Raw genomic sequence first — 24,415 nt, forward strand, 5'->3', positions numbered from 1 at the left:
ACCGGCGCGCACCCGCTTTCCTTCATCCCCGCTACAGGAGATTTCTTATGGCACTCATGTTCCCGCGGCTCGCCCGCAATTTCGTCAAGGCCGGCTACTTTCCGACCGACGAACCCACGCTCGAAAGAGCGCTCAGCGCACTGGCGTCCGGCGACGGGCCGATGTGCATCCTCGATCCTTGTGCAGGCGAAGGCGTCGCCATCGCGGAGGCTGCGCATGCCCTCGGGCGTGACCAGGTCACCGCCTATGCGGTGGAGTTCGACCCGGAGCGCGCCAACCATGCGCGTCTGCTCGTCGATCACTGCATCCAGGGCGACCTCATGGACACCCTGATCGCACGCCAGAGCTTCGGTTTGCTGTGGCTCAACCCGCCATACGGGGATCTGTCCAAGGATGCGAACGGCAACATCGGCTACGACGGCAAGGGCCGCGCACGGCTGGAAAAGCTGTTCTACCAGCGCACGCTGCAACTGCTGCAGTACGACGGCATCCTGGTTTTCATCGTCCCGCACTATGTGCTCGATCAGGAACTGGTCGGCTGGCTGACGCGGCACTTTGCCGATCTGCGCATCTACCGAGCGGTGGATACGCAGTTCAAGCAGGTGGTCGTGTTCGGTCGCCGGGTCCGCCAGCGCGAGCTGGTGGGCGATGAGGTCAAGAACGTCCGTGCTCGCCTGTTGCAGATCGGGCAAGGCGACCTGGAAGCGGAGGAACTGCCACCCGCGTGGCCATCGCTTCCGTATGCCGTCCCTGTCGCCCAGCACGAGCCGGAGCATTTCTACCGTCTGAGCATGGAGCCGGCGCAGTTCGCCGACGAAGTGCAGCGCCTGCATGGCCTGTGGCCGTCGTTCGAGACCCATCTGGGCGCCGCCCAGCAGTCCTTGCGCCGCCCGGCGCGCGCATTGTCCCAGTGGCACCTGGCACTGGCCCTCGCGGCCGGCGCGATCTCCGGTGTCGTGCAGTCGAAGAACGGCCGCACCCTGGCCGTGAAAGGCGACACCTACAAGCAGAAGGCGACGACCACCGAATATCGCGAGCGCGATGACGGTTCAATCGCAGAGACACGCATCCTCACCGACAAGTTTGTCCCCGTGATTCGTGCCTGGGACTTGTCCCCGGACTCGGCCACCCTCGGCCGGATTCTCACCATCCACTGATCGCATCGGGCGGCTCGCCGCCTTGCTTCATTCATCCACCAGAAGGAGAACTCCCATGCTTTCGCGTTTGTTCGCGCGGCGCGAGCCGCAAGCCCGTCCGTTGTTCGCCCTCGGTTCGCTGAGGCTGAGCGAGAAGGTGCACTGGTTGGCCAGCAAAGGCCTCATCGATCCCTTGCCTTATGTGCAGCGCCATGTGCGCGGCGATTGGGGCGATGTCGACGAGACCACCCGCCAGGTCAATGATGTGGCACTCGACCAGGACAATCCCATGATCTCTCGCTACAGGATCACGCCGCAGCTGCTGCTGATCGTGATGACCAGCGAGGATCGCCGCACCACCGTGGTCCAACTGCCCGAAGAGCAGTCCTCGATCTAGCACCAGCCCATTTCATCCACCCACCGGGGTCATGTCGCCCCGATGGGGACGCCATGGCCCTTTCTTTCATCGAAGGAGCTATCACCATGGCAACTGTAATGTCCATCAGCACGGCCCCCAATCTGCGCTTCTCGCCGGGCGCGACGGTCATGACCGTCGGCGTGGCCAATCTGGTCGAACAGGGACGGCTCAACCCGAGCCCGTACCTTCGCCGCCACCTCAGCGGCGACTGGGGCGACCTCGACGAGGACGATCGGCGATCGAACGATGCCGCGCTGGCATCGGGCGAGGCCCGGTTGCTCTCTTCGTACCAGGTCGATCCCGATCTGAAACTCTGGATCATCACTGAGTGGGACCGCAGCGTCACGACGCTGTTGTTACCCAGCGAGTATTGATTTCCGGGCGGCTGCGCGCCGTCCACTCACCTTCACCCCCAGGGGCATCCATCGCCCCTGGGGGCGGTGCATGCCCCATTTTTTTGGAGCATCACCATGACCATGCAACTCGAAGCGGCCCCCGCCGCACCTTCCATGCCCGCCACGGGCGATCTGTTCAACCCTGCGGACAGCGAAAGCGATCTGTCTTTCAGCCTGCAGGATTTCGTCACCGAGTTTGGGGATGAGTTACTCGACTCCCTCAACCGGGCCAACCCGCCCGTTTACAACGGTGTGCCGCGCGCCAACCGCCAGCTCGTCCTCGCCAGCCTCAAGCGGCAGCTGTTCCCCGCCCAGGCCGAGGTCGTCCATGCGGCCGCCGAACTGCTCGTCAATCAGGGCGAGCGCGCGGCCATCGTCAATGGCGAGATGGGGACGGGGAAAACCACCGTCGGCATCGCGCTAGGGGCGGTGCTCAACGCGGAAGGCTATCGCCGCACGCTCGTCCTCAGCCCGCCCCATCTGGTCTACAAATGGCGGCGCGAGATCCTCGAAACCGTCGCCGGTGCGAAAGTCTGGGTGCTCAACGGCCCGGACACATTGCTCAAGTTGATCAAGCTGCGCGAGCAGTTGAACGTGCCGGCCGAAGGGCAGGAGTTCTTCATCATCGGCAGGGTCAGAATGCGGATGGGATTCCACTGGAAGCCCGCCTTCGTCCGCAAACGCACCCGTTACGGCATGGTCGGCGCCTGCCCGCACTGCGGGACGGTGGTCACTGATCTCGACGGCGAGCCGGTCAATGCTCTGGAGCTGGAGGCGGAAGAAATCCGCCGCAAGTGCAATGTCTGCGACGGCGCACTCTGGACGCTGATGCGGCCGCGCAGCCTGTCGGGCAGTGATCAGTCCTCGGCGGTGCTGCGTGCGCTGAAGAGAATCCCGACCATCGGCGAGGCCACGGCCAACAAGCTGATGAAGACCTTCGGCGATTCGTTCCTGGCGTCGATGCTCGGCGACAACCTGCACAACTTCATCAACCTGATGGACGAGCGCGGGGAGTTGGTGTTTTCCGCTCGGCAGGCGCAGCGCATGGAACGCGCCATGTCCTCGATGGAGTTCGGCTTCGGAGAAGGCGGTTATCAACCCTCGGAATATGTGAAGCGGTATCTGCCGCAAAGCACCTTCGACTTGCTCATCGCAGATGAAGCCCATGAATACAAAACGGGTGGATCGGCGCAGGGCCAGGCGATGGGCGTCATCGCGGCCAAGGCCCGCAAGACCGTACTGCTGACCGGCACCCTCATGGGGGGCTATGCAGACGATCTCTTTCATCTGCTGTTCCGGGCCTTGCCCGCGAGGATGATCGAAGATGGCTACCGCCCGAGCGCCAGCGGCAGCATGAATGCCGCTGCCATGGCGTTTATGAGGGACCACGGTGTCCTCAAGGACATCTATTCCGAGAGCAACGGGCCGGCCCACAAGACCGCCAAAGGCTCGAAGATCACCGTCAGAACGGTCAAGGCACCCGGGTTCGGGCCGAAAGGCGTACTGCGCTGCGTGCTGCCGTACACGATCTTCCTCAAGCTCAGAGACATCGGCGGCGTGCTGCCGCCGTATGACGAAGAGTTCCGGGAGGTCGCCATGGATGCCGGGCAGGCCGACGCCTACCGCAATCTGGCCGCCAGTCTGACGGCGGAACTCAAGGAGGCCCTGCGCAAGCGGGATACCACCTTGCTGGGCGTAGTCCTCAATGTGCTGTTGGCGTGGTCCGACTGCTGCTTCCGGGCGGAAACCGTGCGCCACCCGCGCACGCGCCAGGTCCTGGCCTTCACACCGGCTCAGTTCAACGAGCTGGAGATCATGCCGAAAGAGCGTGAGCTGATCGACATCTGCCGCGAGGAGAAAGCCGCGGGTCGCAAGACCCTGGTGTACTCCGTCTACACCGGCACGCGCGATACCACCAGCCGTTTGAAGATGCTGCTGGAGCAAGAGGGTTTTCGGGTGGCGGTACTGCGCGCAAGCGTGGATGCCTCTCGCCGCGAAGACTGGATTGCCGAGCAGCTCGATCGGGGGATCGACGTCCTCATCACGAATCCGGAACTGGTGAAAACCGGCCTGGATTTGCTGGAGTTCCCCACGATTGTGTTCATGCAGTCGGGGTGGAACATCTACACGTTGCAACAAGCCGCGCGCCGGTCATGGCGGATCGGCCAGAAGCAGCATGTGAAGGTGATCTACCTGGGGTATGCGGCCACGTCGCAGATGACGTGCCTGTCCCTGATGGCGAAGAAGATCCTGGTGTCGCAGAGCACCTCCGGCGACGTCCCGGAATCGGGGCTGGATGTGCTCAACCAAGACGGCGATTCGATCGAGGTCGCCCTGGCCCGGCAACTCGTCGCGGCCTGATGTTCCCGTTCATGCCGGCGTCCCTCTGGGCGCCGGCTTTTTTCTTCAAAACGGGGCAAACCACGATGCGCATTGTTTGCTGATCGGAATGCCGCCCACGGCGAAGGTATCGGCTCATCGCCACCGAGAGCCGAACCATGCCAGCAACCCAACTTCTACGGCGCCTGACCGGCAGCAGCCTGCTGATCGCCGCTGTGTTGAGCGGCGGCTGCGCCACCACCGCCGCACCGCCCGTTGATCCTCCTGTCGAGGAAGCCGACGCCGCGCCGCAGTCACCCGAACTGATTCCGGTGGTGCGCTACGGCCGCTACACGCTCGTGGAGCTTGCTCCCACCGCGGCCCAGCGTGACCTGCTGCTGCAGGTCATCGACGTGGCGATGCCGGCGGATGCCAGAGCGACGGTGGGCGATGGCCTGCGCCACGCACTCCAGCGCAGCGGCTACCAGCTTTGCGAGAACGCCCATGCGGTGATCGAGCTGTATTCGCTGCCGCTGCCGGCGGCGCACCTGCATCTGGGGCCGATGACGCTGCGCGACGCACTGCTCACCCTCGCCGGGCCGGCCTGGGATGTACAGGTCGATGACCGGGCGCGCCAGATCTGCTTCGTACCTGCCGGCGAGCCCTGCGCAGATCCCGAGACCGACACGCCACTGGCCGCGCCGGTGCAGACCTTTCCCATCATCGACGGAGGCCAGCCATGAGCGCAGTGGCCCATGCGTCGCGTTCGCGCGCGGCCTTCGTGCTGTACCTGCTGCTGTGGGCCTGGATGGTCGGACTCAGCGCACTGGTGCTCGTCAACTTCCGCGTCGCGGGCGACCTGGCCGGTCAGAGTCAAGTTGATTCGGCCTTACGCCAACTGCAGGTGCTCGAAGGCCGGCTCGCCGAATTCGCCGACGACGTCCAGACGCTGCAAGCCCGCCCCGAAGCGGCGACCACGGCAGCTTTGCAGGACACCCGCCAGCGCCTCGAAGCGGACATCGCCCGTCTCGAACAGTCGCTGGCCGGCTACGCCACCGAGGCGGCCCTGCAGACACTGCACAGCGACGTCGAGCAGCTCAAGGCGCAGCGCCAGACCGCCGCGCGCACGCCCGCAGCGCCGCGCCCCGCCAGGGCGACGACGGCTGCACCAGCACAGGTGCCGTTTCCCTTCCGCGTGATCGGTGCGGAACTGCGCGCCGGGCAGCGAGCCGTTTCCATCGCCCCCGCCGGCGACTCGCTCTCGGCCGGACAGATCCAGGTGCTGCTGCCCGGCGAGCATGCCGGGCGCTGGCAGTTGCAGACCATCGACGGCAACACCGCCGTGTTCCAGGCCGGCGACCAGACGCGCCGGCTGGCGATTCCTTGATCGGGAGGTGCCATGCAACGTCGCGCACTTTCCATGCTGTTCCTGCTGGCCTCGCTGACCGCACCGGCCTTCGCGCAGCAGCCCGCCACCCAGAGCACACCCGCACAGTCTTCCCGTGTCACGCCGAGCCAGATCGATCAGGCACGCGATGAACGCCTGGCGCGGGACTGGGGGCTGCGCGGCGACGAATGGGGACGCTACCGCGAACTGATGGAAGGGCCGCTGGGCATCCATTCACCCAACCTCGACCCGCTGACCGCACTCGGCATCGAAGCCCGCTCCGACGAGGAGCGGCGGCGCTATGCCGAACTGCAAGTGCAGGTCGAAGCGCGCCGCGTGGAAAAGTTGCTGGCGTATCAACGAGCCTACGACGAAGCCTGGCAACGCCTGCATCCCGACGCCCAGCGGGTGAATCTGCCCGATGCGCTGCCGGGCGGCAGCGCGATGACCGGCAGCGGTCGTACCGCCGTGTTCGTCCGGGACGGCTGCGCGCCGTGTGCCCAGGTCGTGCAGCGTCTGCAGACGGCGAACGCCGAGTTCGACCTGTACATGGTCGGCAGCCGCCAGGACGACGCGCGCATCCGCGAGTGGGCCCAGCGCGCGCAGATCGATCCGGCGCGCGTGCGCAGCGGCTCGATCACGCTCAACCACGACGGTGGCCGCTGGCTGGCGCTGGGTTTGCCCGGTGAACTGCCCGCGGTGGTGCGTCAGGTGAACGGCCAATGGCAGCGCCAGCCCTGATGCCGACGTGGCCGCTGCGCGTGCTGCTGGCCGCCGCGCTGGCGACCGGGCCAGTCCAGGCCCAGGAAATTCCGCCGCCCGCCTACCAGTTGGCGGCCCAGCGCGCCGGCATTCCTTCGACGGTGCTCTATGCCGTGGCGCTGCAGGAAAGCGGCGTGCGCCGGGACGATCGCATCGTGCCGTGGCCCTGGTCGCTCAATGTCGCCGGCCAGTCGCGCCGCTACGCCTCGCGCGCGCAGGCTTGTGCGGGCGTGCGCCAGGCGCTGCGCGAGGTGCCCCCTACGCGCATCGACGTGGGCCTGGGCCAGATCAACCTCGGCTACCAGCAGCACCGCTACCGCCAGCCCTGCGATCTGCTCGACCCCTACGACAACCTGCGCATCGCCGCCGACATCCTGAAAGAGCAGCACACCCCCGGCGAAGACTGGCTGCTGGCGGTCGGGCGTTACCACCGACCGGCTGGCGGCGCGCCCGCGGCGCGTTACCGGCGCAGCGTTTCACAACACCTCCAGCGCGTGCTCGGCCCGCAACAGACCGCCGCACACGCGCCCCGCCAGGAGAACAGCCGATGACCTCATCCATCCGGGCCACGCACGGCCTTCTTGTCGTAATGCTCGCCACCGTGCCGATGAGCGCGGTGCGTGCCACGCCGCCCCTGATCGTGGTGGAAGACCGGGGCGGCGCTTCCGCGCTGCTGTACTACGAAGCGCTCGACCTGCAGCCGCGCGCCACGAGTCAGCCACTCCCCTCCATCGTCATTCCCGAGGCACCGACCGCCGCTGTCGATGAGACGGCCATGCTGCCGGTGCGCAGTGCCAGGCTCACGCCGGGAACGGTTGCCCGCCGCGTCATCGAGGCCCCCGGACTGCAACCATTCTTCCTGGTCGGTGACGATGCGACCTCTCAAGCCTGGTTGCGTCAGCACGCCGACACGCTGCGCCAACGCAACGCCTGGGGCCTGGTGGTCAATGTCGAGACGGCCCAGGCGCTGGCACAACTGCGTGCAATCGCGCCCGGCCTGAATCTGTCGCCGATGTCCGCCGACGATCTGGCCGAACGCCTGGGCCTGCGGCATTACCCGGTGCTGGTCACGGCCACCGGCATCGGGCAATGACGCCATGTCGCAGACGCAGCCCGTCGAAGTTCTGCTGCACCCCGCGGTGGAGCTGTACACCGTGGCGGTCTGCGCCGGCGCCGCGTTTCTGTGCCTGGTGGCACCGTGGTCGCTCGCGCTGAGCCCGGCCATGGGTATCGGCAGTGCGCTGGCGTTCGCCACCTTCGGTGCGATCCGCTGGCGCGACGCGCAGGTGATTCTGCGTTATCGCCGCAACATCCGCAGGTTGCCGCGCTACGTCATGACAAGCCGCGACGTGCCGGTCAGCCAGCAGCGGTTGTTCATCGGCAAAGGCTTTCGCTGGGAACAGAAGCACACGCACAGGCTGATGCAGACGTACCGGCCCGAATTCCGGCGCTACGTTGAACCGACACCGGCCTACCAGTTGGCGCGGCGCCTGGAGGAACGGTTGGAGTTCGCGCCGTTTCCACTTTCGCGCCTGTCGAGCCTCACCAGCTGGGACATGCCGCTCAACCCCGTGCGCCCCTTGCCGCCAGTAGGCGGCCTGCCGCGCCTGCACGGCATCGAACCCGAGGAAATCGACGTCAGCCTGCCGCTGGGCGAACGCGTCGGACACTCTCTGGTGCTGGGCACGACACGCGTGGGCAAGACGCGGCTCGCCGAGTTGTTCGTGACCCAGGACATCCGGCGGCAAAACGCTGCGGGCGAGCATGAAGTCGTCATCGTCATCGACCCCAAGGGTGATGCCGATCTCCTGAAGCGGGTGTACGTCGAGGCCAAGCGCGCCGGCCGCGAGAACGAGCTGTATATCTTTCATCTCGGCTGGCCAGATATCAGCGCGCGCTATAACGCCGTGGGACGGTTCGGCCGCATCAGCGAGGTCGCAACGCGCATCGCCGGCCAGCTTTCTGGCGAAGGCAACAGCGCGGCCTTTCGCGAATTTGCCTGGAGATTCGTCAATGTCATTGCCAGGGCGCTGATCGAGCTGGGGCAACGTCCGGACTATCTGTTGATCCAGCGTCATGTGATCAACATCGATGCGCTGTTCATCGAGTACGCCGCGCATTTCTTCGCCCGCACCGAGCCGAAGGCCTGGGAAGTCATCGTCCAGATCGAGGCCAAGCTCAACGAGAAGAACATCCCCAGGAACATGATCGGACGCGAGAAGCGTGTCGTGGCCCTGGAGCAGTACCTCAGCCAGGCGCGCAACTACGATCCGGTGCTCGACGGCCTGCGCTCGGCGGTCCGGTACGACAAGACGTATTTCGACAAGATCGTCGCCTCGCTGCTGCCTCTGTTGGAAAAGCTCACCAGCGGCAAGGTCGCCCAGTTGCTGGCCCCGAACTACTCGGACCTCGGTGACCCCCGCCCTATTTTCGATTGGATGCAGGTGATCCGGAAGCGCGCCATTGTCTATGTCGGCCTGGATGCGCTTTCTGATGCCGAAGTCGCTGCGGCGGTCGGCAATTCGATGTTCAGTGACTTGGTTTCCGTCGCAGGCCACATTTATAAACACGGTATCGACGACGGTCTGCCGTGGGCCTCCGCGAACACCAAGGTGCCGATCAATGTTCACGCGGATGAATTCAATGAGTTGATGGGCGACGAGTTCATTCCGATGATTAACAAGGGGGGCGGCGCCGGGCTCCAGATCACCGCTTACACGCAGACCCTGAGCGACATCGAGGCGCGCATCGGCAATAGGGCCAAAGCCGGTCAGGTCGTCGGGAATTTCAACAATGTGTTCATGTTGAGGGTGCGCGAAACCGCCACCGCCGAACTGCTGACCAGGCAGTTGCCGAAGGTGGAGGTCTACACCACGACCATCGTCAGCGGTGCGACCGATAGTTCGGAGATCCGCGGTTCAACCGATTTCACCAGCAACACGCAAGACCGCATCAGCATGTCCAGCGTGCCGATGATCGAGCCCTCTCATGTCGTAGCGTTGCCGAAGGGTCAATGCTTCGCCCTGATGCAGGGCGGACAGCTGTGGAAGGTCAGGATGCCGCTGCCGGCGGCCGACCCTGATGAGGCCATGCCGGAGGATCTGCAGCAGCTCGCGGGGTACATGCGCCAGCACTACACCGAGGCTGCGCACTGGTGGGAGAACCTGGGGTCGCCGATGCTGCAGGATGGCCCCTTGCCCGACGACTTGCTCGACGAAGCGCCCATTGCGAGCGACCCTCCCGCGAACGTCACGGGCGACACGGGCCTGGATGAGCACGCACCATGAGCGACCCGGCATCCACTGCGCAGCGGCAGCAACAGCGCCGGCAGGGCCTGATCGCCACTGCGATCTCTTTGCCGCTGCGCCTGTTCGGGGTACTGATCGCCTCGCTGATGCTGTCGATCCTGATCGAGTGCGTGGGCATGCACCTGTTCTGGAAGGACCAGGGCTGGCGCCATGCGCAATCGATGCTGCAGTACGAGCTGGGACATCTGTCGAATCACTTCACGCGCAGCGCCATCGTGCAGGAGCCAGGGCGCACCGCGCACCGGCTGGTGGAGACGGGTTACGAGTGGGTGTTCGTCAAGACCGGGCTGCTCGACAAGATGAGCGATACCGCAGAACGCGCCCGCGCGCCGGGCCAAGGACAATCCCGTGATTTCCGCTACTTCATCAGCCAAGTCTATGTCTGGGCCGAGCGCTATCTGATTGCCGCCGCTTTCATCACCTTGACCTTTATGGTGCGCCTGCTGGTTCTGGTACTGACACTGCCGCTGGTGCTCACGGCAGTGTTCGTCGGTCTGGTCGATGGACTGGTGCGCCGCGACGTGCGCAAGTTCGGCGCCGGCCGGGAATCGGGCTTCGTCTACCACCGCGCGAAAGCCTCGCTACTGCCACTGGCGATACTGCCTTGGGTGATCTACCTGGCGATGCCGGTCTCGGTGCATCCGCTGCTGATCCTGCTGCCCAGCGCGGCGCTGCTGGGCTTGGCGGTGGCCCTGACCGCGAGCAGCTTCAAGAAGTACCTGTAGAGGGTGACAGGGCGGCGCGCGCTGAGATTTGACGCTCAGTCCTGGAGCCAGTCGAGCACTTACGTCTCCACCACCGCTACTTGCGCAATCCCGCCTACCCATGTCCGCTCGGACACCTCGAAACACCGGCCCTGAATACTCCATTGCGCGACGCGTCCCAGCGTTCCGGCGCCAGCCGCCTATCAATCCGGTCGGCTCACAGTGCCCATTGTTTGCGGCTTTGACGCGTCTGACTCGCCACGATCGAGCCATTGCTGATCGAACCGAGGAATGGCGCGATGGTGTTTTCGTTTCCACGCCACGCCGCGCATCGCGGCGTGGCCGCCCTGCTGCTGATGGCGCTGACGGCGAGCCCGCCGCTGGCGGCCCATGCCGGCACGCCAGCCCAACGCCAGGAGCTGGCTGCGGCCCTGCGCCAGCTCGACGCGCTGGAACGCTTCGTCGCACAGAGTGCGGCGAATACCCCGATCACAGCGGGCGAGCGCTACCACTTCGACTACCCACGTCTACTCGATGACCTCGCGCGCGTGCGCGCCGGCATCCAGTTCCACCTCGCGCCGTCTCGCGCCCAGCCACGCGACCCCGCCGTACTGAGCGGCGATTACCGCAACGAGTCCGCCCCCGACGTTTTCTCGGCACCGGAGGCCCAGCCATGACCTCCGCGCAGATCAGCGCCTTCCAGGCCAACAGCAGCATCGCACCCGCCGCGATGGCGACGGTGATCGTCGGCCTCGTGTTCGCGGTGCTGCTGCTGTGGGGGGCCTGGGCCATTCGCACCGCCTACGTCGGCTGGGCGGAAAACCAGCTCAACCAGCGTCAGTTCCTCGGCGTCGTCGTGCGTTTTCTCGCGATGTACCTGGTGCTGACTTTTTTCCTCCTCTCCTAACCACAAGGGTCAGACCATGAAAACCGCTCATTTCCCCCGCATCTGTCTCGCCCGGCGCGCCGCGCTGGCACTGAGCCTCACCACGCTGCCCGCGCTGTCGTTCGCACAGGGCCTGCCGCAACTGGAGAATCCGTCGCGCGGCACCGGCGGCGGGATCATGGAGACCATTCGCAACTACGGCTACGACATCGTGCTCCTGGTCGCACTGCTGGTCGTGGCGTCGATGTTCATTGGCGTGTGCTACCACGCCTACGGCACCTACGCGGAAATCCACACGGGCAGGAAGACCTGGGGCCAGTTCGGACTCACGGTAGCCATCGGCGCGGTGCTGTTGGTCATCGGTATCTGGCTGCTCACCGAAGCGACCGGGATTCTCTGAGGCCGCGCCCATGTCCGAGCATCAGCACATCCGTGCGGACGGCACCGTGATGTTCCTTCCGCACCGGCTCAACCGGCATCCCGTGGTGGTGCGCGGCCTGACGGCGGACGAGCTGTGGATCTGCTGCGGCCTGTCCGGCGCAGCCGGATTGCTGGTCGGCGCGCCCCTGTCCTGGCTGTTCTCGACCATCGCGATCGCGCCCACCTTCATCGTGCTGGGTATCGCCTTCGGCGTGTTCATCGGCGGAGGCATCCTGCGCCGTCAGAAACGCGGCAGACCCGACACCTGGTTGTACCGCCAACTGCAATGGCGCATCGCGACCCGCTATCCCTTGGTAGCCGGCTGGATCGGCGGGCATGCACTGATCACGCGTTCGGGCCGCTGGTCGAACCGGAGGGTAGCGCGATGAGCCGCTTCCGGAACGAAGTCGCGCACTTGCAGGCGCACATCAAGACCCTGCGCCTGGGTGCTGTTGCGCTGCTGCTGATCGCGCTGGTGATGGGCGGCGGCTGGTGGAGCGCGCCCCGCGACCTGACCATTCACGTTCCGCCCGATCTGCGCTCAGGCAGCACCCGGCCCTGGTGGGACGTGCCGCCGGAAAGCGTCTATTCATTCACTTTTTATGTGTGGCAGCAACTGCACCGCTGGCCCACGAATGGCGAAGAGGACTACGCGCGCAACCTGCATGCGCTATCGCCGTACTTCACCCCCGCCTGCCGCGCCTTTCTGCAGGCCGACTATGACTACCGCCGTTCTACGGGAGAGCTGCGCCAGCGGGTGCGTGGCGTGTATGAGATCCCCGGGCGCGGCTACGGCGACAACCCGACCGCGCGCGTGCGCACGGTCTCCGATCGCAACTGGGTGGTGACGCTCGATCTCAGCGCGGACGAGTACCACGGGCCGGAGCAGGTCAAGCGCGCGCTGGTGCGCTACCCGCTCAAAGTCGCGCGGTCGGACGTTGATCCCGCGCGCAACCCCTTCGGCCTGGTTCTCGACTGCTACGACGGTGCGCCGCAGCGCATCGCCACGCCCGAACCGGAGCCACCTGCTCGCGGCGGCCTGGGCCAGCAAGGAGACTCCCCATGAAGACCCGCCTTCTCGTCTGGCTGGGCATGCTGGCCTGCGCGCTCGTGCCCATGGCCCATGCCGTGGAAATCCTGCGCTGGGAGCGCCTGCCTCTGGCCGTGCCGCTGCAGGTCGGAGAGGAACGCATCGTGTTCGTGGATCGCAATGTACGCGTCGGCGTTCCGGCCAGCGTCGGCGACCGGCTGCGCGTGCAGAGTGCCGGCGGCGCGGTCTATCTGCGCGCCAGCGAACCGATCGAGCCCACGCGACTGCAATTGCAGGATGCTGACAGCGGCGCGCTGATCCTGCTGGACATCGCTGCCGAGCCGGCCAAGGACGGCGAGCCGCCGTTGGAGCCAGTGCGCATCGTTGAGGGCAACGCCACGCCGCAGCGCTACGGCCAGGCACAGGAATCCGGCACCGCTGCACCATCCCCAGATCAAGCCCGTCCGCCCCGGCGCGAAACCCCGGTGGCAGTGGTGCTGACCCGCTATGCGGCCCAGAACCTGTACGCGCCGCTTCGCACCGTGGAGCCCGTGCCCGGCGTCATGCGCGTGAATCTGCGCCGCGACCTGCCGCTCGATACCTTGCTGCCGACCCTGCCTGTACGCGCCGAGGCGCTGGCGGCATGGCGGCTGGAGGATCAGTGGGTGACCGCCGTGCGGCTGACCCATACCGGCGGCGGCTGGATCGATCTCGATCCGCGCGCGCTGCAAGGGGACTTTCTCACCGCCACCTTCCAGCATCCGACGCTCGGTCCGCGCGGTACGCCGGAGGACACCACGGTGCTGTATCTGGTCACGCGCGGTCGCGGCCTGCCGCAGTCGCTGCTGCCGGCCATCCACCGCTTCGACCCGGCCGCACTGTTGCCCCAGGTCGCTCCTGGTCACGACCTCAAGGAGTCCGGAGATGCGCAGTAACGGCTTGCTCAAATGGCTAGTGCTTCCGGTCGCCTTGCTGGTGCTGTTCTTTGGCATCCGCCTGTTCTCCGGCGGCGGCGACCAGCCCCCCACCAGCGTCGATGCCGAACCGCAGCTCACCGCCGAAGAAATGCAGGCGCTCGGCATCGAGGGCGATACGCCCCGCGATACGGTCGCCACCCTGGTGGCGCAGGTGCGGCAGTTGCGCACCGAATTGCAGACGGCCACGGCGGACAACCGCACCCAGCGCGAGGAAAACCAACGCCTGCGCCAGCGCGAAAGCGCGATCGACCAGCGTATCGGCACGGCGCTGGAAGCCGAGCGCACCGCATTGCGTCGCGACCAGGAGCAACTGGCCGGCGAGCGCCGGCAGACCGAAGGCCTGTTGCAGGATCTGCAGCGCCGGTTGGAGAACATCGGTGGCGGCGGTCATGCCGATCTGCCGGTCGGATTGGGTTTGCGCGAAGGTGACGGCGATGGTTTCGCTGGCGAAGGCGGTATCCGCTGGGTGGAGCCGGATGACGCCAGGCAGACCGACGGACGCGGCGGCGCGGGTACAAGCCTGAGCTTCCCGACCAGCTTCGGACCGGCACAGAAAACGCTGGAGGCCACCGTCGGGCATGTTGCCGATGCCGGTGCCAGGGCTGCCGGCGTCAAGACGGCCCAGGCGGTCTACACCGTACCGACGAACTCCACCCTGATGGGATCGGTCGCGATGACCGCATTGATCGGCCGTGTCCCGGTCGATGGCACCGTCAACGACCCGTTCCCGTTCAAAGTCCTCGTCGGGCCGGACAATTTGACCGCCAACGGCATCGACATCCCGGATGTGGCTGGCGCGGTGTTCAGTGGCACTGCCAGCGGCGACTGGACCTTGTCCTGCGTCAGGGGGCAGGTACGTAGCATCACGTTCGTGTTCCATGACGGGACTGTGCGCACGATTCCCGAAGACAGCGAGCGCAGCAGCCAGCAGAACAACCAGCAGGATGGCCTGGGCTGGATCAGCGATCCGTATGGGATTCCTTGTGTCAGTGGCGAACGCCGCAGTAATGCGCAGCAGTATCTCGGTACCCAGGCCTTGATCACCGCCGCGGGCGCGGGCGTCGCTTCGCTGATCGACTCCGACAGCGGCCAGATGTCCTATGTCGGTGCCGATGGCTCGATCGGCACGGTCGGCATCAGCACCAACGAGGCGGTCGGACGCATCCTCGCCGGCGGCGTGCAGGACATGTCGCAGTGGGTGAACCGGCTCTACGGCCAAGCCTTCGCGGCGGTCTATGTCCAGCCCGGCGCACAGGTCGCCGTTCATCTCGAAAAACCCCTTGAGATTGACTACGACCCCGAAGGCCGCCGCGTCGACCATCGCGCAGGAGAAGCTCATGCACTCGAACTGGATTAAACCGCTGCTGCTGGCGGCGGCCGTGGCGGCGCTGGCCGGCTGCGCCACCAGCAAGGAAGAATTGATGCCGCATGGCGGCCGCACGATGCAGGACATCTGGCACCAGGCGGCCGGCGACGGCGGCAGCGGTCAGGTGGCTCGCCGCCAACTGCTGGACGCGCGCCAGAGCCTGCGCCGGCCGCTGACGGATGCGGATGTACAGGCCGCGCCCGCCGAGCAGATGCGCTACACGCGTACGGCCGCGAACGAAATCCATCACCAGTTCCCGAGGCTGCCGAATCCAGACCTGGTGATGTATGTGTATCCGCATCTGGCCGGCACCGATCCCGTGCCGGTGCCAGGCTATTCGACTGTTTTCCCCTTGTATCAGCGCGTCCAGTACGCGATGCCGGGCGAACGCACGGAGGCGTACTGATGGCCTGGTCGTTGCCCTGGCGCCGGCGGGCACCTAACGATGCGGCGCAGATCGATGACCGGCAGGATGGCTGGACGCGCCATGTACGCGCGCTGCGCGAGGCCGGCATTCCCGAACCCGGCGAGGCGGTCGCGCCCAGCCGCCCGGCCACGGTGGCCGATGAGCAGGCACTGTACGATGCGGCACCGTCATTCGTCGCGCTGCTGCCGTGGGTTGAGTACCTGCCGGATTCGCAGTGCATGCTGCTTGAGGATGGCGTCTCGGTTGCCGCCTTTTTCGAGCTGACGCCGCTGGGCACTGAAGGTCGCGAGGCCGCCTGGCTGGCACGGGCACGCGATGCGTTGGAAAACGCCTTGCAGGACAGCTTCGACGAGCTCGATGCGAATCCATGGGTGCTCCAGCTCTACGCCCAGGACGAGGCCAACTTTGACCAGTACCTGGACACGCTGCGCGGCTACGTTCAGCCGCGTGCCGAGGGTAGCCGCTTCACGGAGTTCTACCTGACCTCGTTCGCCCACCATCTCCGCGCCGTTGCCAAATCCGGCGGGCTGTTCGAGGACACGGCTGTCACACGCCTGCCGTGGCGCGGTCAGAGCCGGCGCGTGCGGATGGTGGTCTATCGCCGCGCTGCGGGCCAGACCGGCCGCCGCGGCCAGACACCCGAGCAGGCGCTGAACGTCGTGTGCGACCGCCTGATTGGCGGCCTGTCCAACGCGGGTATCCAGACGCGCCGGCTGGATGCGCCGCAGATCCATGACTGGCTGCTGCGTTGGTTCAATCCCCGGCCCACCATGCTCGGGCCGACGGCGCAGGATCGCGAACGCTTCTACCGGCTGGCGGCCTATCCGGACGCGCCGGAATCTGACGAGATCGAACTCGCCAGCGGCAAGGATTTCTCGCAGAGGTTGTTCTTCGGCCAGCCGCGCTCCGACGCCGAGCTGGGGTTGTGGTACTTCGATAGCCTGCCGCACCGGGTCATGGTCACCGACCGCCTGCGCATGCCGCCGGCCACCGGCCATCTCACCGGCGAAACGCGTAAGGGCGACGCGATCAACACGCTGTTCGACCAGCTGCCCGAAGGCACCGTGATGTGCCTGACGCTGGTTGCGACGCCGCAGGACATCCTGGAAGCGCACCTCAACCAACTGGCGAAGAAGTCAGTCGGAGAAACCCTGGCGTCCGAGCAGGCGCTCCAGGACGTGCAGGAGGCGCGTTCGCTGATCGGCAGCTCTCACAAGCTGTATCGCGGCTCGCTGGCGTTCTACCTCTCCGGCGACGACGAAGACGAACTGGACCGGCGCGGCCTGCAGCTCGCCAACGTGATGCTCAACGCCGGGCTGCAGCCAGTCCGTGAAGAAGACGAAGTCGCGCCGCTCAACAGCTATCTGCGCTGGCTGCCTTGCGTCTACAACCCCGGCGCGGACCGCAAGCAGTGGTACACGCAACTGATGTTCGCTCAGCATGCCGCCAATCTGTCACCGGCATGGGGACGCAGCCAGGGTACGGGCAGGCCCGGCATCACGCTGTTCAATCGCGGTGGCGGAGTATTGACGTTCGATCCGTTCAGCAGATTGGATCGGCAAATGAATGCCCATTTGTTTTTGTTTGGGCCAACGGGTTCGGGCAAGTCGGCCACGCTCAACAACATCCTCAACCAGGTCGCCGCGATCTATCGCCCACGCATGTTCATCGTGGAGGCCGGTAATTCCTTTGGCTTGCTGGCTGATTTCGCCGCACGGCTGGGCCTGTCGGTGAACCGGGTCAAGCTCGCGCCCGGTTCGGGCGTGAGCCTCGCGCCGTTCGCCGATGCCCGCCGGTTGATTGAATCCCCCAGTGATGTGCAGACGCTGGACGCCGATGCGCTGGATGAGGAACAGCCTACCGACCCGGCCGCCGTGGATGCGGACGAGCAGCGCGATGTGCTCGGCGAGCTTGAGATCACCGCGCGCTTGATGATCACGGGCGGTGAGGACAAGGAAGAGGCACGTATGACGCGTGCCGATCGTTCGCTGATCCGCCAGTGCATCCTGGACGCCGCCCGCCACTGCGTCGCGCAAGACCGGGATGTGCTCACGCGCGACGTGCGCGACGCGCTGCGCGAGCGCGGCCGCGATTCGACCCTGCCCGAAACCCGTCGCACGCGGTTGTTGGAGATGGCTGACGCTATGGACATCTTCACGCAAGGCTCAGACGGCGAAATGTTCGACCGTCCCGGCACGCCCTGGCCGGAAGCCGACATCACGGTCGTCGATCTCGCCACCTATGCCAGGGAGGGCTACAACGCCCAGCTCTCGATCGCCTACATCTCCCTGATCAATACCGTCAACAACATTGCGGAACGCGACCAGTTTCTCGGTCGGCCAATCCTCAACGTGACCGATGAAGGCCACATCATCACGCGCAATCCCTTGCTGTCTCCGTACGTGGTGAAGATCACCAAGATGTGGAGAAAATTGGGCGCCTGGTATTGGTTGGCAACGCAGAACATCGACGATCTGCCCAGGGCGGCGGAGCCGATGCTCAATATGATCGAGTGGTGGTTGTGCCTGTCGATGCCACCGGACGAAGTCGAAAAAATTGCCAGGTTCCGCGAGTTGTCGCCAGCGCAGAAGGCACTGATGCTCTCGGCCAGGAAGGAATCCGGGAAGTTCAGCGAGGGCGTCATTCTCTCCAAGAGCATGGAGGTGCTGTTCAGGGCCGTACCGCCGAGCTTGTATCTCGCACTGGCCCAGACCGAACCCGAAGAGAAAGCCGAACGATACCGGCTCATGCAGCAGTTCGGCATCAACGAGCTGGAAGCCGCGCTCAAGGTATCCGAGAACATCGACCGGGCGCGCGGCATCGAGCCGTTGCCATACGCCGATCTGCTCTCCTGACGGCCGGAGCACGCCATGCCTCTCCATCGCTCAACGAACCCGCCACCGGCTGTACGTCGTCGGCGTTGTCTGCGCCTGTTGCTATGTGCCGTCGGCCTGCTTGCGGTGCTGCTGTTCGCGCTGCTCGCCGTGGTGCTGCGCGACAGTCCCGATGCCGCACCGACCCCGACCACTCAGCACCACCCGGGCGGTCCGCCGTGGCGCCACGGCCAGGCCGACGCCCGTTTCGTGCTGACGTTGTTTGCAGACCTGGAATGCCCATTCTGCAAGGCCTACTACCCGAGCCTGAAGAGCTGGATCGACCAGCATGCCGACGTCAGTCTGCAATGGCATCACCTGCCGCTGGCGATACACGAGCCGGCCGCCTCGGAACTGGCACGTGTGGCCGAGTGTGCGGGCGAGACCGGCGGGCACGGGGCCTTCTTCGATGCCGTCGGCTGGCTGTACCAGCACACGCGCGGCGGCGGCCAGGGGCTGCCCGGGGGGCTTCGCTATCCAGGGCTGACACCGGCGCTCCAGCGCTGCCTGGATAGCGAACGTCCCCAGCTCATCGTGCGCGATCAGGCCGAGCAAGGCGCGCACGGCGGCATCACCGCCACCCCCAGCCTGCGCCTGGAGGATCGCCAGACCGGGCGATCGTTGCTCCTGCAAGGGCCGGTCGAAGGCGATGCGCTGCTGTCCGCCATGGATCTTCTGCTGATGGGCGACGCGCCGGATGCCGCTCCGGCTCGCGCTGCAGGTTTGTCCGCCATCGACGATGGCGACATGCCCAGGTAGCCGAGGTCTTCAAGGCTACGGCGCAGTACTGCTGCGTTGACCTTCGTTCGCAACGCATCCCGAGGCGAACGGCCAGCGTTCCCGCGCTGGTGGATGTGTGTTCTTCCTTCCGTCATTCCCATGGAGGTTCCGCCTCCATGGGGTGCCTCCGCTCTTCCATTGGAGGTTTCCATGACTGCTGTACTTTCCCCCGAAGACTCCTGTATCGAGTTGGAGCGCGATCCCGTCGCCGTCATCTTCGCGCACCAGCACCCTTCGGGGAACTCGGAGCCCAGTGCCGCCGATCGCATGATCACCCGCCGGCTCAGGGATGCCTTGGATCTGATCGACATCCGTGTGCTGGATCATTTCATCATCGGCCAGGGCGAACCGTACTCCTTTGCCGAGAGCGGCTTGCTGTAGCAGCACCTGATCGTGTCTGCCAAGCCCCATCCAACGCATGGACCTGCCCAGGTCCATGCTTTTTTTCGCTTCCCTGAAAGGCCTCTCCGCTCCACGGGACAGCTATCCGATCCCCAAGAAACAGGGATTGTCACAGTGCGCATTGTTCGTGGTGGGCATCTGCACCATGGGTTCGACTACCAGGGTCATTCACCCCGAGACGCGAAGTCCATGCACACCTTTCTTGCCCACCTCAGCCGGACGCTGGCCCTTCCGGCACTGCTGCTGGTCGCCGGCAACGTGACCGCAGCGGAGATCTGGATCGTGACGGACGTCCGCCACCCGGTGGCCGGTGCCCAGGCGGCGGATCGCATCATCCAGCTCGACGCGGCGCAGGCCATCGAAGCGGAACTGTCGGCCCGGTTGCCGGACGATCCGCAGCGGGCCGCGGCGCTCGTCCAGCGGCGGCTGAACGAAGGTGGCCAAGCGCTGCAACAGCGCATGCGTGAGGCTTACCAGGGCGTGACCGATGCCTGGAGCTTAGGCATCACCAGCATTCCGGCGGTGATCGTCGATCAGCGCTACGTCGTGTATGGGGAAAGCGACCTCGGCCAGGCGCTGGTCCGCATCGAGCGTTACCGGGAGGGACAGCCATGATTTCCCGTCGCCTGCGGCTCGGGGCCGCCGTCGCGCTGCTGTGCAGTGCCACGTCGAGCTTCGCCCTCAACACCGCCACCATCATCTCCTCGACCTTGTCGCCGGACTGCCTCGAATACCGGGTCACCGGGATCTGCTACTGGCTGTATTGCACCTGGACGGGCTGCACCGTGCGCACGTCGATCAAGGTACGCCACTACGTTCCCGACGCGGTGGTATCGAGCTACAGCAACACCGGGGAGAATCCCTGGGTCGAGGCGCGGGCAATGAGCCAGCCCAATGCCACGGCGCAGGCCGGTGGTGACGGAACCACCAACGAGGATCACGAAAACAATCTTGCAAAGTTCAAGAACGCCGACGTCATCGGCCACCCGGGCGGCGAGGTATTCAGCCAGTTCGCTTCGGCGTCCGGCTACATCTGCGCAGGCGCCGGTACTGCCTTCATGCCGTACCTGCTCAGCACGCTCGACACCCTGGCCTGGCGCTACAACGTCCCGGAGGCGGTGTACCCCGAGGCGCTGATCCCCGGTATGCGCGAGATCGGCACACGCAGCGGACTGAATCTTTGGGGCGCCGTGTACCCGCGTGGCGGGTTCTTGCACCAGACCGACGACTACAAGGCCGGGGCGGTCGTCGCCCAGCGTGCTGGCGACATCGTGACCCGCCGCGGCCAACTGCATGTGTACCAGCCGCTGCTGGCGAACGCGCGCGACGGCTACTGGCCGGCCGGCGCGTTGATCGAAAGCGACGCCAGCACGGGCAAGTGGCAGCAACTGACCCCACGCCTTTCCAACAGCTGCACCGTGTTTCCCCATGCCGGGTCGCTGCCCCAGGCACAACGGGGCGACTACGCCTGGGCGCTGTGGCGCCCGTACAGCTGCTGCCAGCGCCGCGGGCAGACCTTCCTTGGCAGTGTGGATTTCAACTGAGGACACCACGATGAAGCGCCCTGACCGTCGCCGTCATTCCATGCTTGCAGATCACTTGTGGCGGCCGGCCATACTGGCCGGCGCGCTCGCGTTGGCCAGTGGCTGGGCATGGGCTCAGAGCGGCGGCTTCCAGACCAGCGGCAGCGTGATCGGCGACGAAGTCATGTACTCGATCGGTGGCGGTAACGCGGTTTCCATGAGCGGCGCTGCGGGCATGCGCTCGATCGGGGTCGGGGCCGGCTGGAACAGCAACCTGATCTGCGGCGACATGAGCATCAGCACCACGATCCAGAACCAGCTCAACGGGCTGACCAACGGATTTCAAAACATCATGAGCAACGTGATCCAGAGCGCTACCAGCGCCGTTGCGTCGCTTCCGGCTCTGATCATCCAGAGGGCCGACCCAGGTTTGTATAACCTGCTGACCAATGGCGTCCTCCAGGCAAGGCTGGATTTCGATCGCTCCAAGTTGACCTGCAGGTCGATGGCTGAACGCATGGCCGACATGGCCGGCGGCCAGCTTGGCTGGAGCCAGATGGCGGAAGGCATGGCGCTGCGCGATGCCGTGTCGAGCACGGATGCGGTGTCGGCCATTGAGCAGGCTGAGACGCGCCGGGGCAACGACGGCGTGCCGTGGGTCGGGGGCAACAACGCCGGCGGCGCCGGTCAGCCGGCGATCAGGGTGGTGAGCGACGTTACCAGGGCCGGCTACAACCTCGTCAATGGCCGCAGCGTGACCGACGCCTCGGCCATCGATGCGGCGAGCTGCAACAGCCTGGCCTGCCAGACCTGGACCTCCCCGCAAGAAGCGATCGACTGGGCCACCCGCGTGCTCGGCGAACAGGAGCAGCGCACCTGCGACGCCTGCACCAAAACCGAAACCGTTCCGGGTGTGGGCCTGACACCCCTCATCCAGGAAGAGTACGACACCAAGCTGCAGACGCTGCAGGAGCTGATCGACGGCACACGCAACACCACCTTCGAGAACCTGCGCGACGCCGGCAGCGTGTCACTGCCGATCACCCGTGGCGTCATCGAAGCGCTGCGCGACGAGCCGGATCAGCACATCCTGGCACAGCGCTTGGCCTCGGAAGTGGCACTGGCATCGGTGCTGGAGAAAGCCTTGCTGCTGCAACGCACCTTGCTGACCGGCAGGAAGGAACCCAACGTCGCCGCCAACCAGTTGGCGGTGGCTGCCGTCGATCAGGAGAGCGGCGCGCTCGACCGGGAAATTTCAAACCTCAAGACCGAATTGGAGTTGCGCCGTACGCTCGCCAACAACTCGCCGATGGCGATCATCCAGCGCCATAGCACCCGGGCCGCCGGTTCGCGAGGCATCTACGAGGGCGACCCCGTGCCCGACCGCCTCGACCAGCTGCAGCGGCCCAACCCAGGAGGTACGCCATGAGTCCGACCTGGCTGCGCCCGCGCTGGCTGTTCAACCGGCGCGTGGCGAAGACGCTGCTGTGGACGATGCTGCTGCTTGCGGCGGCGGTGGCAGCCAACATCGCGGGTATCCACTACCTCGGCAGCGTCGTCGGCTGGGAACGCTGGCTGGCGGAGGCATCCGGCTACTTCCTGCTGTGGCGGCTGTGCCTATACGGCGCGACGGGCTACGGGTGGGTATGGATGCGCCGGCGCCTGCTGGCGCGCGAAACCGGCACGGAAGCCAAGCGCCGCCTCCTGCGCGCCGAAATCGCCGGCGTGGCGGGGATTGTCGCGCTTGAGGCCAGCCTGCTGATGCAAGCGGCGTAGTGGGAGGCCGGACATGACGTTGTTCACCACGGACTACCTTGAGTACTACCTGACCCTGCTGGGCTGGATCATCCATAACGGCATCTGGGCGGTTCTCGTTTCCAGCGGCGTGTTCGCCATTCCCTTCGTGGCGATCATCATCCAGGAATGGCTCAAGGCGCGTGCCGAGGGTGCGGACGAAGGCAACAAGGGCGCACTGTCTTCGGTGCGCATCGAGAACCGCGTCTGGGTAGCGATCGTCGTGGTGATGTTCGCTGGCATCCCCTTCATCGACGTCGACCTCAACACCATTCACTATGACCAGGCGCGCTCGGCGCAGTGCCAGGTGAACGTTCCTCAGCCCACCGAAACCGGCTGGTCGCAGTCGTTCAGCACACTCAACAACCAGAGCGCGCGCGTACCGGTGTGGTGGGCCTTCATGCACGCGCTGTCGCGCGCGATCACCGGCGCCTCGGTCGCCGCCATTCCATGCGGGACCGACCTGCGGCAGATCCGCATGGAGGTCAATGCCACGCGCATCGACGACCCCGTATTGGCACAGGAAGTCTCGGACTTCACCCACGACTGTTATGGCCCTGCACGCGCCAAGCTGTTCATGAGCCGGCCGGATCTCGATGAGGCGCAGATGCACGACGTCACCTGGATCGGGTCTCGGTTCTTCCTCGACAATGCGGGCTACTACGACACCTACCGGGCCAGGACGCCGCGCGACGGCTGGGCCTACGACAGCAACCGGGATGCCGGCCTGGCGCAGGTGCCGAGCGGCGCCGGTTATCCGACCTGCCGCCAATGGTGGAGCGACAGCGGCAACGGCCTGCGCACCCGCCTGCTCGAACAGGTCGATCCCAGCCTGCTCAACCGCCTCGCCGGCTGGGCCGGTTTCCTGAGCCGCGCCGAGGTTGATGACTCGGTGATCCGCACCATCGCCTCGCCGCGCCAGCAGAAGCTTAACCAGGGCAGCGTCTATACCGACTACGGCGGGCAGATCGACAAGACGCTACCCAACATCGTCAATCGTGCCACCAGCGACGTCGGCATGACCTTGGGCGCAATCGCCGCCTTTCCAGCCCTCGATGTGATGCGCCAGGCACTGCCCATGGTGCTCTCTCTGCTGAAGATGTCTCTGGTGATCTGCATTCCGATTGTGCTCGTGGTGGGCACCTACGATCTGAAGACCGTCATCACCATCAGCACGGTCCAGTTCGCGTTGTTCTTTGTGGACTTCTGGTTTCAACTGGCCCGCTGGATCGACAGCACGATCCTTGACGCGCTCTACGGGTGGGGCTGGGGCTGGAATCGGCCACACAGCAATTTCGATCCGTTGATCGGATTGAACAATACCTTTGGCGACATGCTGCTGATGCTCGTCATGGGCACCATGTTTCTGGTGCTGCCGACGTTCTGGGTCGCCGCGTTGGGGTGGGCCGGCGTGAAGGCCGGTGTGGTCGCGCAGAATCTCGCGACGGGTTCCAAGGACGCGAAGGACAGCACCGCATCAGGCGTGAACAGGGCGACGCGCTGATCCG

Annotated in this window: 26 protein-coding genes and 1 pseudogene; all 27 read left to right on the forward strand. The window is 65.6% G+C overall.

Translation table 11 applies throughout. The features are described 5' to 3' along the window. Positions 1–47: 47 nt before the first annotated feature. Positions 48–1,157 (forward strand): DUF6094 domain-containing protein, encoded by a 1,110-nt coding sequence (locus tag B597_RS24705; RefSeq protein ID WP_003296478.1) that lies wholly within the window; start codon positions 48–50, stop codon positions 1,155–1,157. A gap of 55 nt (positions 1,158–1,212) precedes the next feature. Then, entirely contained in the window at positions 1,213–1,533 is a 321-nt protein-coding gene (locus B597_RS24710; RefSeq protein ID WP_003296479.1) for a hypothetical protein, read from the forward strand. A gap of 86 nt (positions 1,534–1,619) precedes the next feature. Next, positions 1,620–1,928 (forward strand): hypothetical protein, encoded by a 309-nt coding sequence (locus tag B597_RS24715; protein ID WP_015879476.1) that lies wholly within the window; start codon positions 1,620–1,622, stop codon positions 1,926–1,928. Between the two features lie 96 nt (positions 1,929–2,024). Then, the gene (locus B597_RS24720; RefSeq protein WP_024161563.1) at positions 2,025–4,310 is read left to right on the forward strand and encodes a helicase-related protein; all 2,286 of its coding nucleotides are present in this window, start codon (positions 2,025–2,027) and stop codon (positions 4,308–4,310) included. A gap of 137 nt (positions 4,311–4,447) precedes the next feature. Continuing rightward, positions 4,448–5,011, forward strand: coding sequence for a PFGI-1 class ICE element type IV pilus protein PilL2 (locus tag B597_RS24725; RefSeq protein ID WP_003296482.1), 564 nt, complete (start codon positions 4,448–4,450; stop codon positions 5,009–5,011). Next, positions 5,008–5,655, forward strand: a complete 648-nt coding sequence (locus tag B597_RS24730; protein ID WP_003296483.1) for a hypothetical protein — start codon at positions 5,008–5,010, stop codon at positions 5,653–5,655. The genes B597_RS24725 and B597_RS24730 overlap by 4 nt, the downstream gene beginning before the upstream one ends. A gap of 12 nt (positions 5,656–5,667) precedes the next feature. Further along, positions 5,668–6,396, forward strand: coding sequence for a TIGR03759 family integrating conjugative element protein (locus tag B597_RS24735; RefSeq protein WP_003296484.1), 729 nt, complete (start codon positions 5,668–5,670; stop codon positions 6,394–6,396). Then, on the forward strand, positions 6,378–6,968 hold the full coding sequence (locus tag B597_RS24740) for a transglycosylase SLT domain-containing protein (RefSeq protein WP_024161564.1): 591 nt from the start codon (positions 6,378–6,380) through the stop codon (positions 6,966–6,968). Before B597_RS24735 ends, B597_RS24740 begins: the two co-directional genes overlap by 19 nt. Continuing rightward, a complete protein-coding gene (locus B597_RS24745; RefSeq protein WP_003296487.1) occupies positions 6,965–7,510 on the forward strand; it encodes an integrating conjugative element protein in 546 nt (181 codons plus the stop codon). The genes B597_RS24740 and B597_RS24745 overlap by 4 nt, the downstream gene beginning before the upstream one ends. Positions 7,511–7,514: 4 nt before the next feature. Continuing rightward, the gene (gene traD / locus B597_RS24750) at positions 7,515–9,704 is read left to right on the forward strand and encodes a type IV conjugative transfer system coupling protein TraD (RefSeq protein WP_003296488.1); all 2,190 of its coding nucleotides are present in this window, start codon (positions 7,515–7,517) and stop codon (positions 9,702–9,704) included. Continuing rightward, entirely contained in the window at positions 9,701–10,450 is a 750-nt protein-coding gene (locus tag B597_RS24755; RefSeq protein ID WP_003296489.1) for a TIGR03747 family integrating conjugative element membrane protein, read from the forward strand. Before traD ends, B597_RS24755 begins: the two co-directional genes overlap by 4 nt. 278 nt (positions 10,451–10,728) lie before the next feature. After that, positions 10,729–11,106: an integrative conjugative element protein, RAQPRD family gene (locus B597_RS24760; RefSeq protein ID WP_015879489.1), complete on the forward strand. Its 378-nt coding sequence runs from the start codon at positions 10,729–10,731 to the stop codon at positions 11,104–11,106. Beyond that, a complete protein-coding gene (locus tag B597_RS24765) occupies positions 11,103–11,336 on the forward strand; it encodes a TIGR03758 family integrating conjugative element protein (protein ID WP_003296490.1) in 234 nt (77 codons plus the stop codon). The genes B597_RS24760 and B597_RS24765 overlap by 4 nt, the downstream gene beginning before the upstream one ends. Positions 11,337–11,352: 16 nt before the next feature. After that, complete coding sequence (locus B597_RS24770; RefSeq protein WP_015879490.1) at positions 11,353–11,715, forward strand: TIGR03745 family integrating conjugative element membrane protein; 363 nt, start codon at positions 11,353–11,355, stop codon at positions 11,713–11,715. Between the two features lie 10 nt (positions 11,716–11,725). Then, positions 11,726–12,124, forward strand: a complete 399-nt coding sequence (locus B597_RS24775) for a TIGR03750 family conjugal transfer protein (RefSeq protein ID WP_003296492.1) — start codon at positions 11,726–11,728, stop codon at positions 12,122–12,124. Continuing rightward, the gene (locus tag B597_RS24780) at positions 12,121–12,801 is read left to right on the forward strand and encodes a PFL_4703 family integrating conjugative element protein (RefSeq protein WP_015879492.1); all 681 of its coding nucleotides are present in this window, start codon (positions 12,121–12,123) and stop codon (positions 12,799–12,801) included. Before B597_RS24775 ends, B597_RS24780 begins: the two co-directional genes overlap by 4 nt. Further along, on the forward strand, positions 12,798–13,700 hold the full coding sequence (locus tag B597_RS24785) for a TIGR03749 family integrating conjugative element protein (RefSeq protein WP_003296493.1): 903 nt from the start codon (positions 12,798–12,800) through the stop codon (positions 13,698–13,700). The genes B597_RS24780 and B597_RS24785 overlap by 4 nt, the downstream gene beginning before the upstream one ends. Further along, a complete protein-coding gene (locus B597_RS24790; protein ID WP_015879493.1) occupies positions 13,690–15,099 on the forward strand; it encodes a TIGR03752 family integrating conjugative element protein in 1,410 nt (469 codons plus the stop codon). Before B597_RS24785 ends, B597_RS24790 begins: the two co-directional genes overlap by 11 nt. Then, positions 15,080–15,514, forward strand: coding sequence for a TIGR03751 family conjugal transfer lipoprotein (locus B597_RS24795; RefSeq protein WP_003296495.1), 435 nt, complete (start codon positions 15,080–15,082; stop codon positions 15,512–15,514). The genes B597_RS24790 and B597_RS24795 overlap by 20 nt, the downstream gene beginning before the upstream one ends. Continuing rightward, positions 15,514–18,390 carry a conjugative transfer ATPase gene (locus B597_RS24800; protein ID WP_024161565.1) on the forward strand — a complete coding sequence of 959 codons (2,877 nt, stop codon included), beginning with the start codon at positions 15,514–15,516 and terminating at the stop codon, positions 18,388–18,390. Before B597_RS24795 ends, B597_RS24800 begins: the two co-directional genes overlap by 1 nt. A gap of 15 nt (positions 18,391–18,405) precedes the next feature. Further along, positions 18,406–19,167 carry a DsbA family protein gene (locus B597_RS24805; RefSeq protein ID WP_024161566.1) on the forward strand — a complete coding sequence of 254 codons (762 nt, stop codon included), beginning with the start codon at positions 18,406–18,408 and terminating at the stop codon, positions 19,165–19,167. 210 nt (positions 19,168–19,377) lie between these two features. Further along, positions 19,378–19,569, forward strand: a pseudogene (locus B597_RS46155) (JAB domain-containing protein); the annotation flags it as partial. Between the two features lie 210 nt (positions 19,570–19,779). Beyond that, positions 19,780–20,205, forward strand: a complete 426-nt coding sequence (locus B597_RS24810; RefSeq protein WP_003296501.1) for a TIGR03757 family integrating conjugative element protein — start codon at positions 19,780–19,782, stop codon at positions 20,203–20,205. After that, positions 20,202–21,134, forward strand: a complete 933-nt coding sequence (locus tag B597_RS24815; RefSeq protein ID WP_003296502.1) for a TIGR03756 family integrating conjugative element protein — start codon at positions 20,202–20,204, stop codon at positions 21,132–21,134. Before B597_RS24810 ends, B597_RS24815 begins: the two co-directional genes overlap by 4 nt. A 10-nt stretch (positions 21,135–21,144) precedes the next feature. After that, positions 21,145–22,542, forward strand: a complete 1,398-nt coding sequence (locus B597_RS24820; protein ID WP_024161568.1) for an integrating conjugative element protein — start codon at positions 21,145–21,147, stop codon at positions 22,540–22,542. Then, positions 22,539–22,889, forward strand: coding sequence for a hypothetical protein (locus B597_RS24825; protein WP_003296505.1), 351 nt, complete (start codon positions 22,539–22,541; stop codon positions 22,887–22,889). The genes B597_RS24820 and B597_RS24825 overlap by 4 nt, the downstream gene beginning before the upstream one ends. A 13-nt stretch (positions 22,890–22,902) precedes the next feature. After that, on the forward strand, positions 22,903–24,411 hold the full coding sequence (locus tag B597_RS24830) for a conjugal transfer protein TraG N-terminal domain-containing protein (RefSeq protein WP_003296506.1): 1,509 nt from the start codon (positions 22,903–22,905) through the stop codon (positions 24,409–24,411). Positions 24,412–24,415: the final 4 nt, after the last annotated feature.

It is taken from the genome of Stutzerimonas stutzeri KOS6 (assembly GCF_000307775.2).
GTDB lineage: Bacteria > Pseudomonadota > Gammaproteobacteria > Pseudomonadales > Pseudomonadaceae > Stutzerimonas > Stutzerimonas stutzeri_B.

Excerpts from the sequence above, each read along its gene's own strand:
- B597_RS24705 (WP_003296478.1), top strand. The coding sequence starts at position 48 with ATGGCACTCATGTTCCCGCGGCTCGCCCGCAATTTCGTCAAGGCCGGC.
- B597_RS24710 (WP_003296479.1), top strand. The coding sequence starts at position 1,213 with ATGCTTTCGCGTTTGTTCGCGCGGCGCGAGCCGCAAGCCCGTCCGTTG.
- B597_RS24715 (WP_015879476.1), top strand. The coding sequence starts at position 1,620 with ATGGCAACTGTAATGTCCATCAGCACGGCCCCCAATCTGCGCTTCTCG.
- B597_RS24720 (WP_024161563.1), top strand. The coding sequence starts at position 2,025 with ATGACCATGCAACTCGAAGCGGCCCCCGCCGCACCTTCCATGCCCGCC.
- B597_RS24725 (WP_003296482.1), top strand. The coding sequence starts at position 4,448 with ATGCCAGCAACCCAACTTCTACGGCGCCTGACCGGCAGCAGCCTGCTG.
- B597_RS24730 (WP_003296483.1), top strand. The coding sequence starts at position 5,008 with ATGAGCGCAGTGGCCCATGCGTCGCGTTCGCGCGCGGCCTTCGTGCTG.
- B597_RS24735 (WP_003296484.1), top strand. The coding sequence starts at position 5,668 with ATGCAACGTCGCGCACTTTCCATGCTGTTCCTGCTGGCCTCGCTGACC.
- B597_RS24740 (WP_024161564.1), top strand. The coding sequence starts at position 6,378 with ATGGCAGCGCCAGCCCTGATGCCGACGTGGCCGCTGCGCGTGCTGCTG.
- B597_RS24745 (WP_003296487.1), top strand. The coding sequence starts at position 6,965 with ATGACCTCATCCATCCGGGCCACGCACGGCCTTCTTGTCGTAATGCTC.
- traD (WP_003296488.1), top strand. The coding sequence starts at position 7,515 with ATGTCGCAGACGCAGCCCGTCGAAGTTCTGCTGCACCCCGCGGTGGAG.
- B597_RS24755 (WP_003296489.1), top strand. The coding sequence starts at position 9,701 with ATGAGCGACCCGGCATCCACTGCGCAGCGGCAGCAACAGCGCCGGCAG.
- B597_RS24760 (WP_015879489.1), top strand. The coding sequence starts at position 10,729 with ATGGTGTTTTCGTTTCCACGCCACGCCGCGCATCGCGGCGTGGCCGCC.
- B597_RS24765 (WP_003296490.1), top strand. The coding sequence starts at position 11,103 with ATGACCTCCGCGCAGATCAGCGCCTTCCAGGCCAACAGCAGCATCGCA.
- B597_RS24770 (WP_015879490.1), top strand. The coding sequence starts at position 11,353 with ATGAAAACCGCTCATTTCCCCCGCATCTGTCTCGCCCGGCGCGCCGCG.
- B597_RS24775 (WP_003296492.1), top strand. The coding sequence starts at position 11,726 with ATGTCCGAGCATCAGCACATCCGTGCGGACGGCACCGTGATGTTCCTT.
- B597_RS24780 (WP_015879492.1), top strand. The coding sequence starts at position 12,121 with ATGAGCCGCTTCCGGAACGAAGTCGCGCACTTGCAGGCGCACATCAAG.
- B597_RS24785 (WP_003296493.1), top strand. The coding sequence starts at position 12,798 with ATGAAGACCCGCCTTCTCGTCTGGCTGGGCATGCTGGCCTGCGCGCTC.
- B597_RS24790 (WP_015879493.1), top strand. The coding sequence starts at position 13,690 with ATGCGCAGTAACGGCTTGCTCAAATGGCTAGTGCTTCCGGTCGCCTTG.
- B597_RS24795 (WP_003296495.1), top strand. The coding sequence starts at position 15,080 with ATGCACTCGAACTGGATTAAACCGCTGCTGCTGGCGGCGGCCGTGGCG.
- B597_RS24800 (WP_024161565.1), top strand. The coding sequence starts at position 15,514 with ATGGCCTGGTCGTTGCCCTGGCGCCGGCGGGCACCTAACGATGCGGCG.
- B597_RS24805 (WP_024161566.1), top strand. The coding sequence starts at position 18,406 with ATGCCTCTCCATCGCTCAACGAACCCGCCACCGGCTGTACGTCGTCGG.
- B597_RS24810 (WP_003296501.1), top strand. The coding sequence starts at position 19,780 with ATGCACACCTTTCTTGCCCACCTCAGCCGGACGCTGGCCCTTCCGGCA.
- B597_RS24815 (WP_003296502.1), top strand. The coding sequence starts at position 20,202 with ATGATTTCCCGTCGCCTGCGGCTCGGGGCCGCCGTCGCGCTGCTGTGC.
- B597_RS24820 (WP_024161568.1), top strand. The coding sequence starts at position 21,145 with ATGAAGCGCCCTGACCGTCGCCGTCATTCCATGCTTGCAGATCACTTG.
- B597_RS24825 (WP_003296505.1), top strand. The coding sequence starts at position 22,539 with ATGAGTCCGACCTGGCTGCGCCCGCGCTGGCTGTTCAACCGGCGCGTG.
- B597_RS24830 (WP_003296506.1), top strand. The coding sequence starts at position 22,903 with ATGACGTTGTTCACCACGGACTACCTTGAGTACTACCTGACCCTGCTG.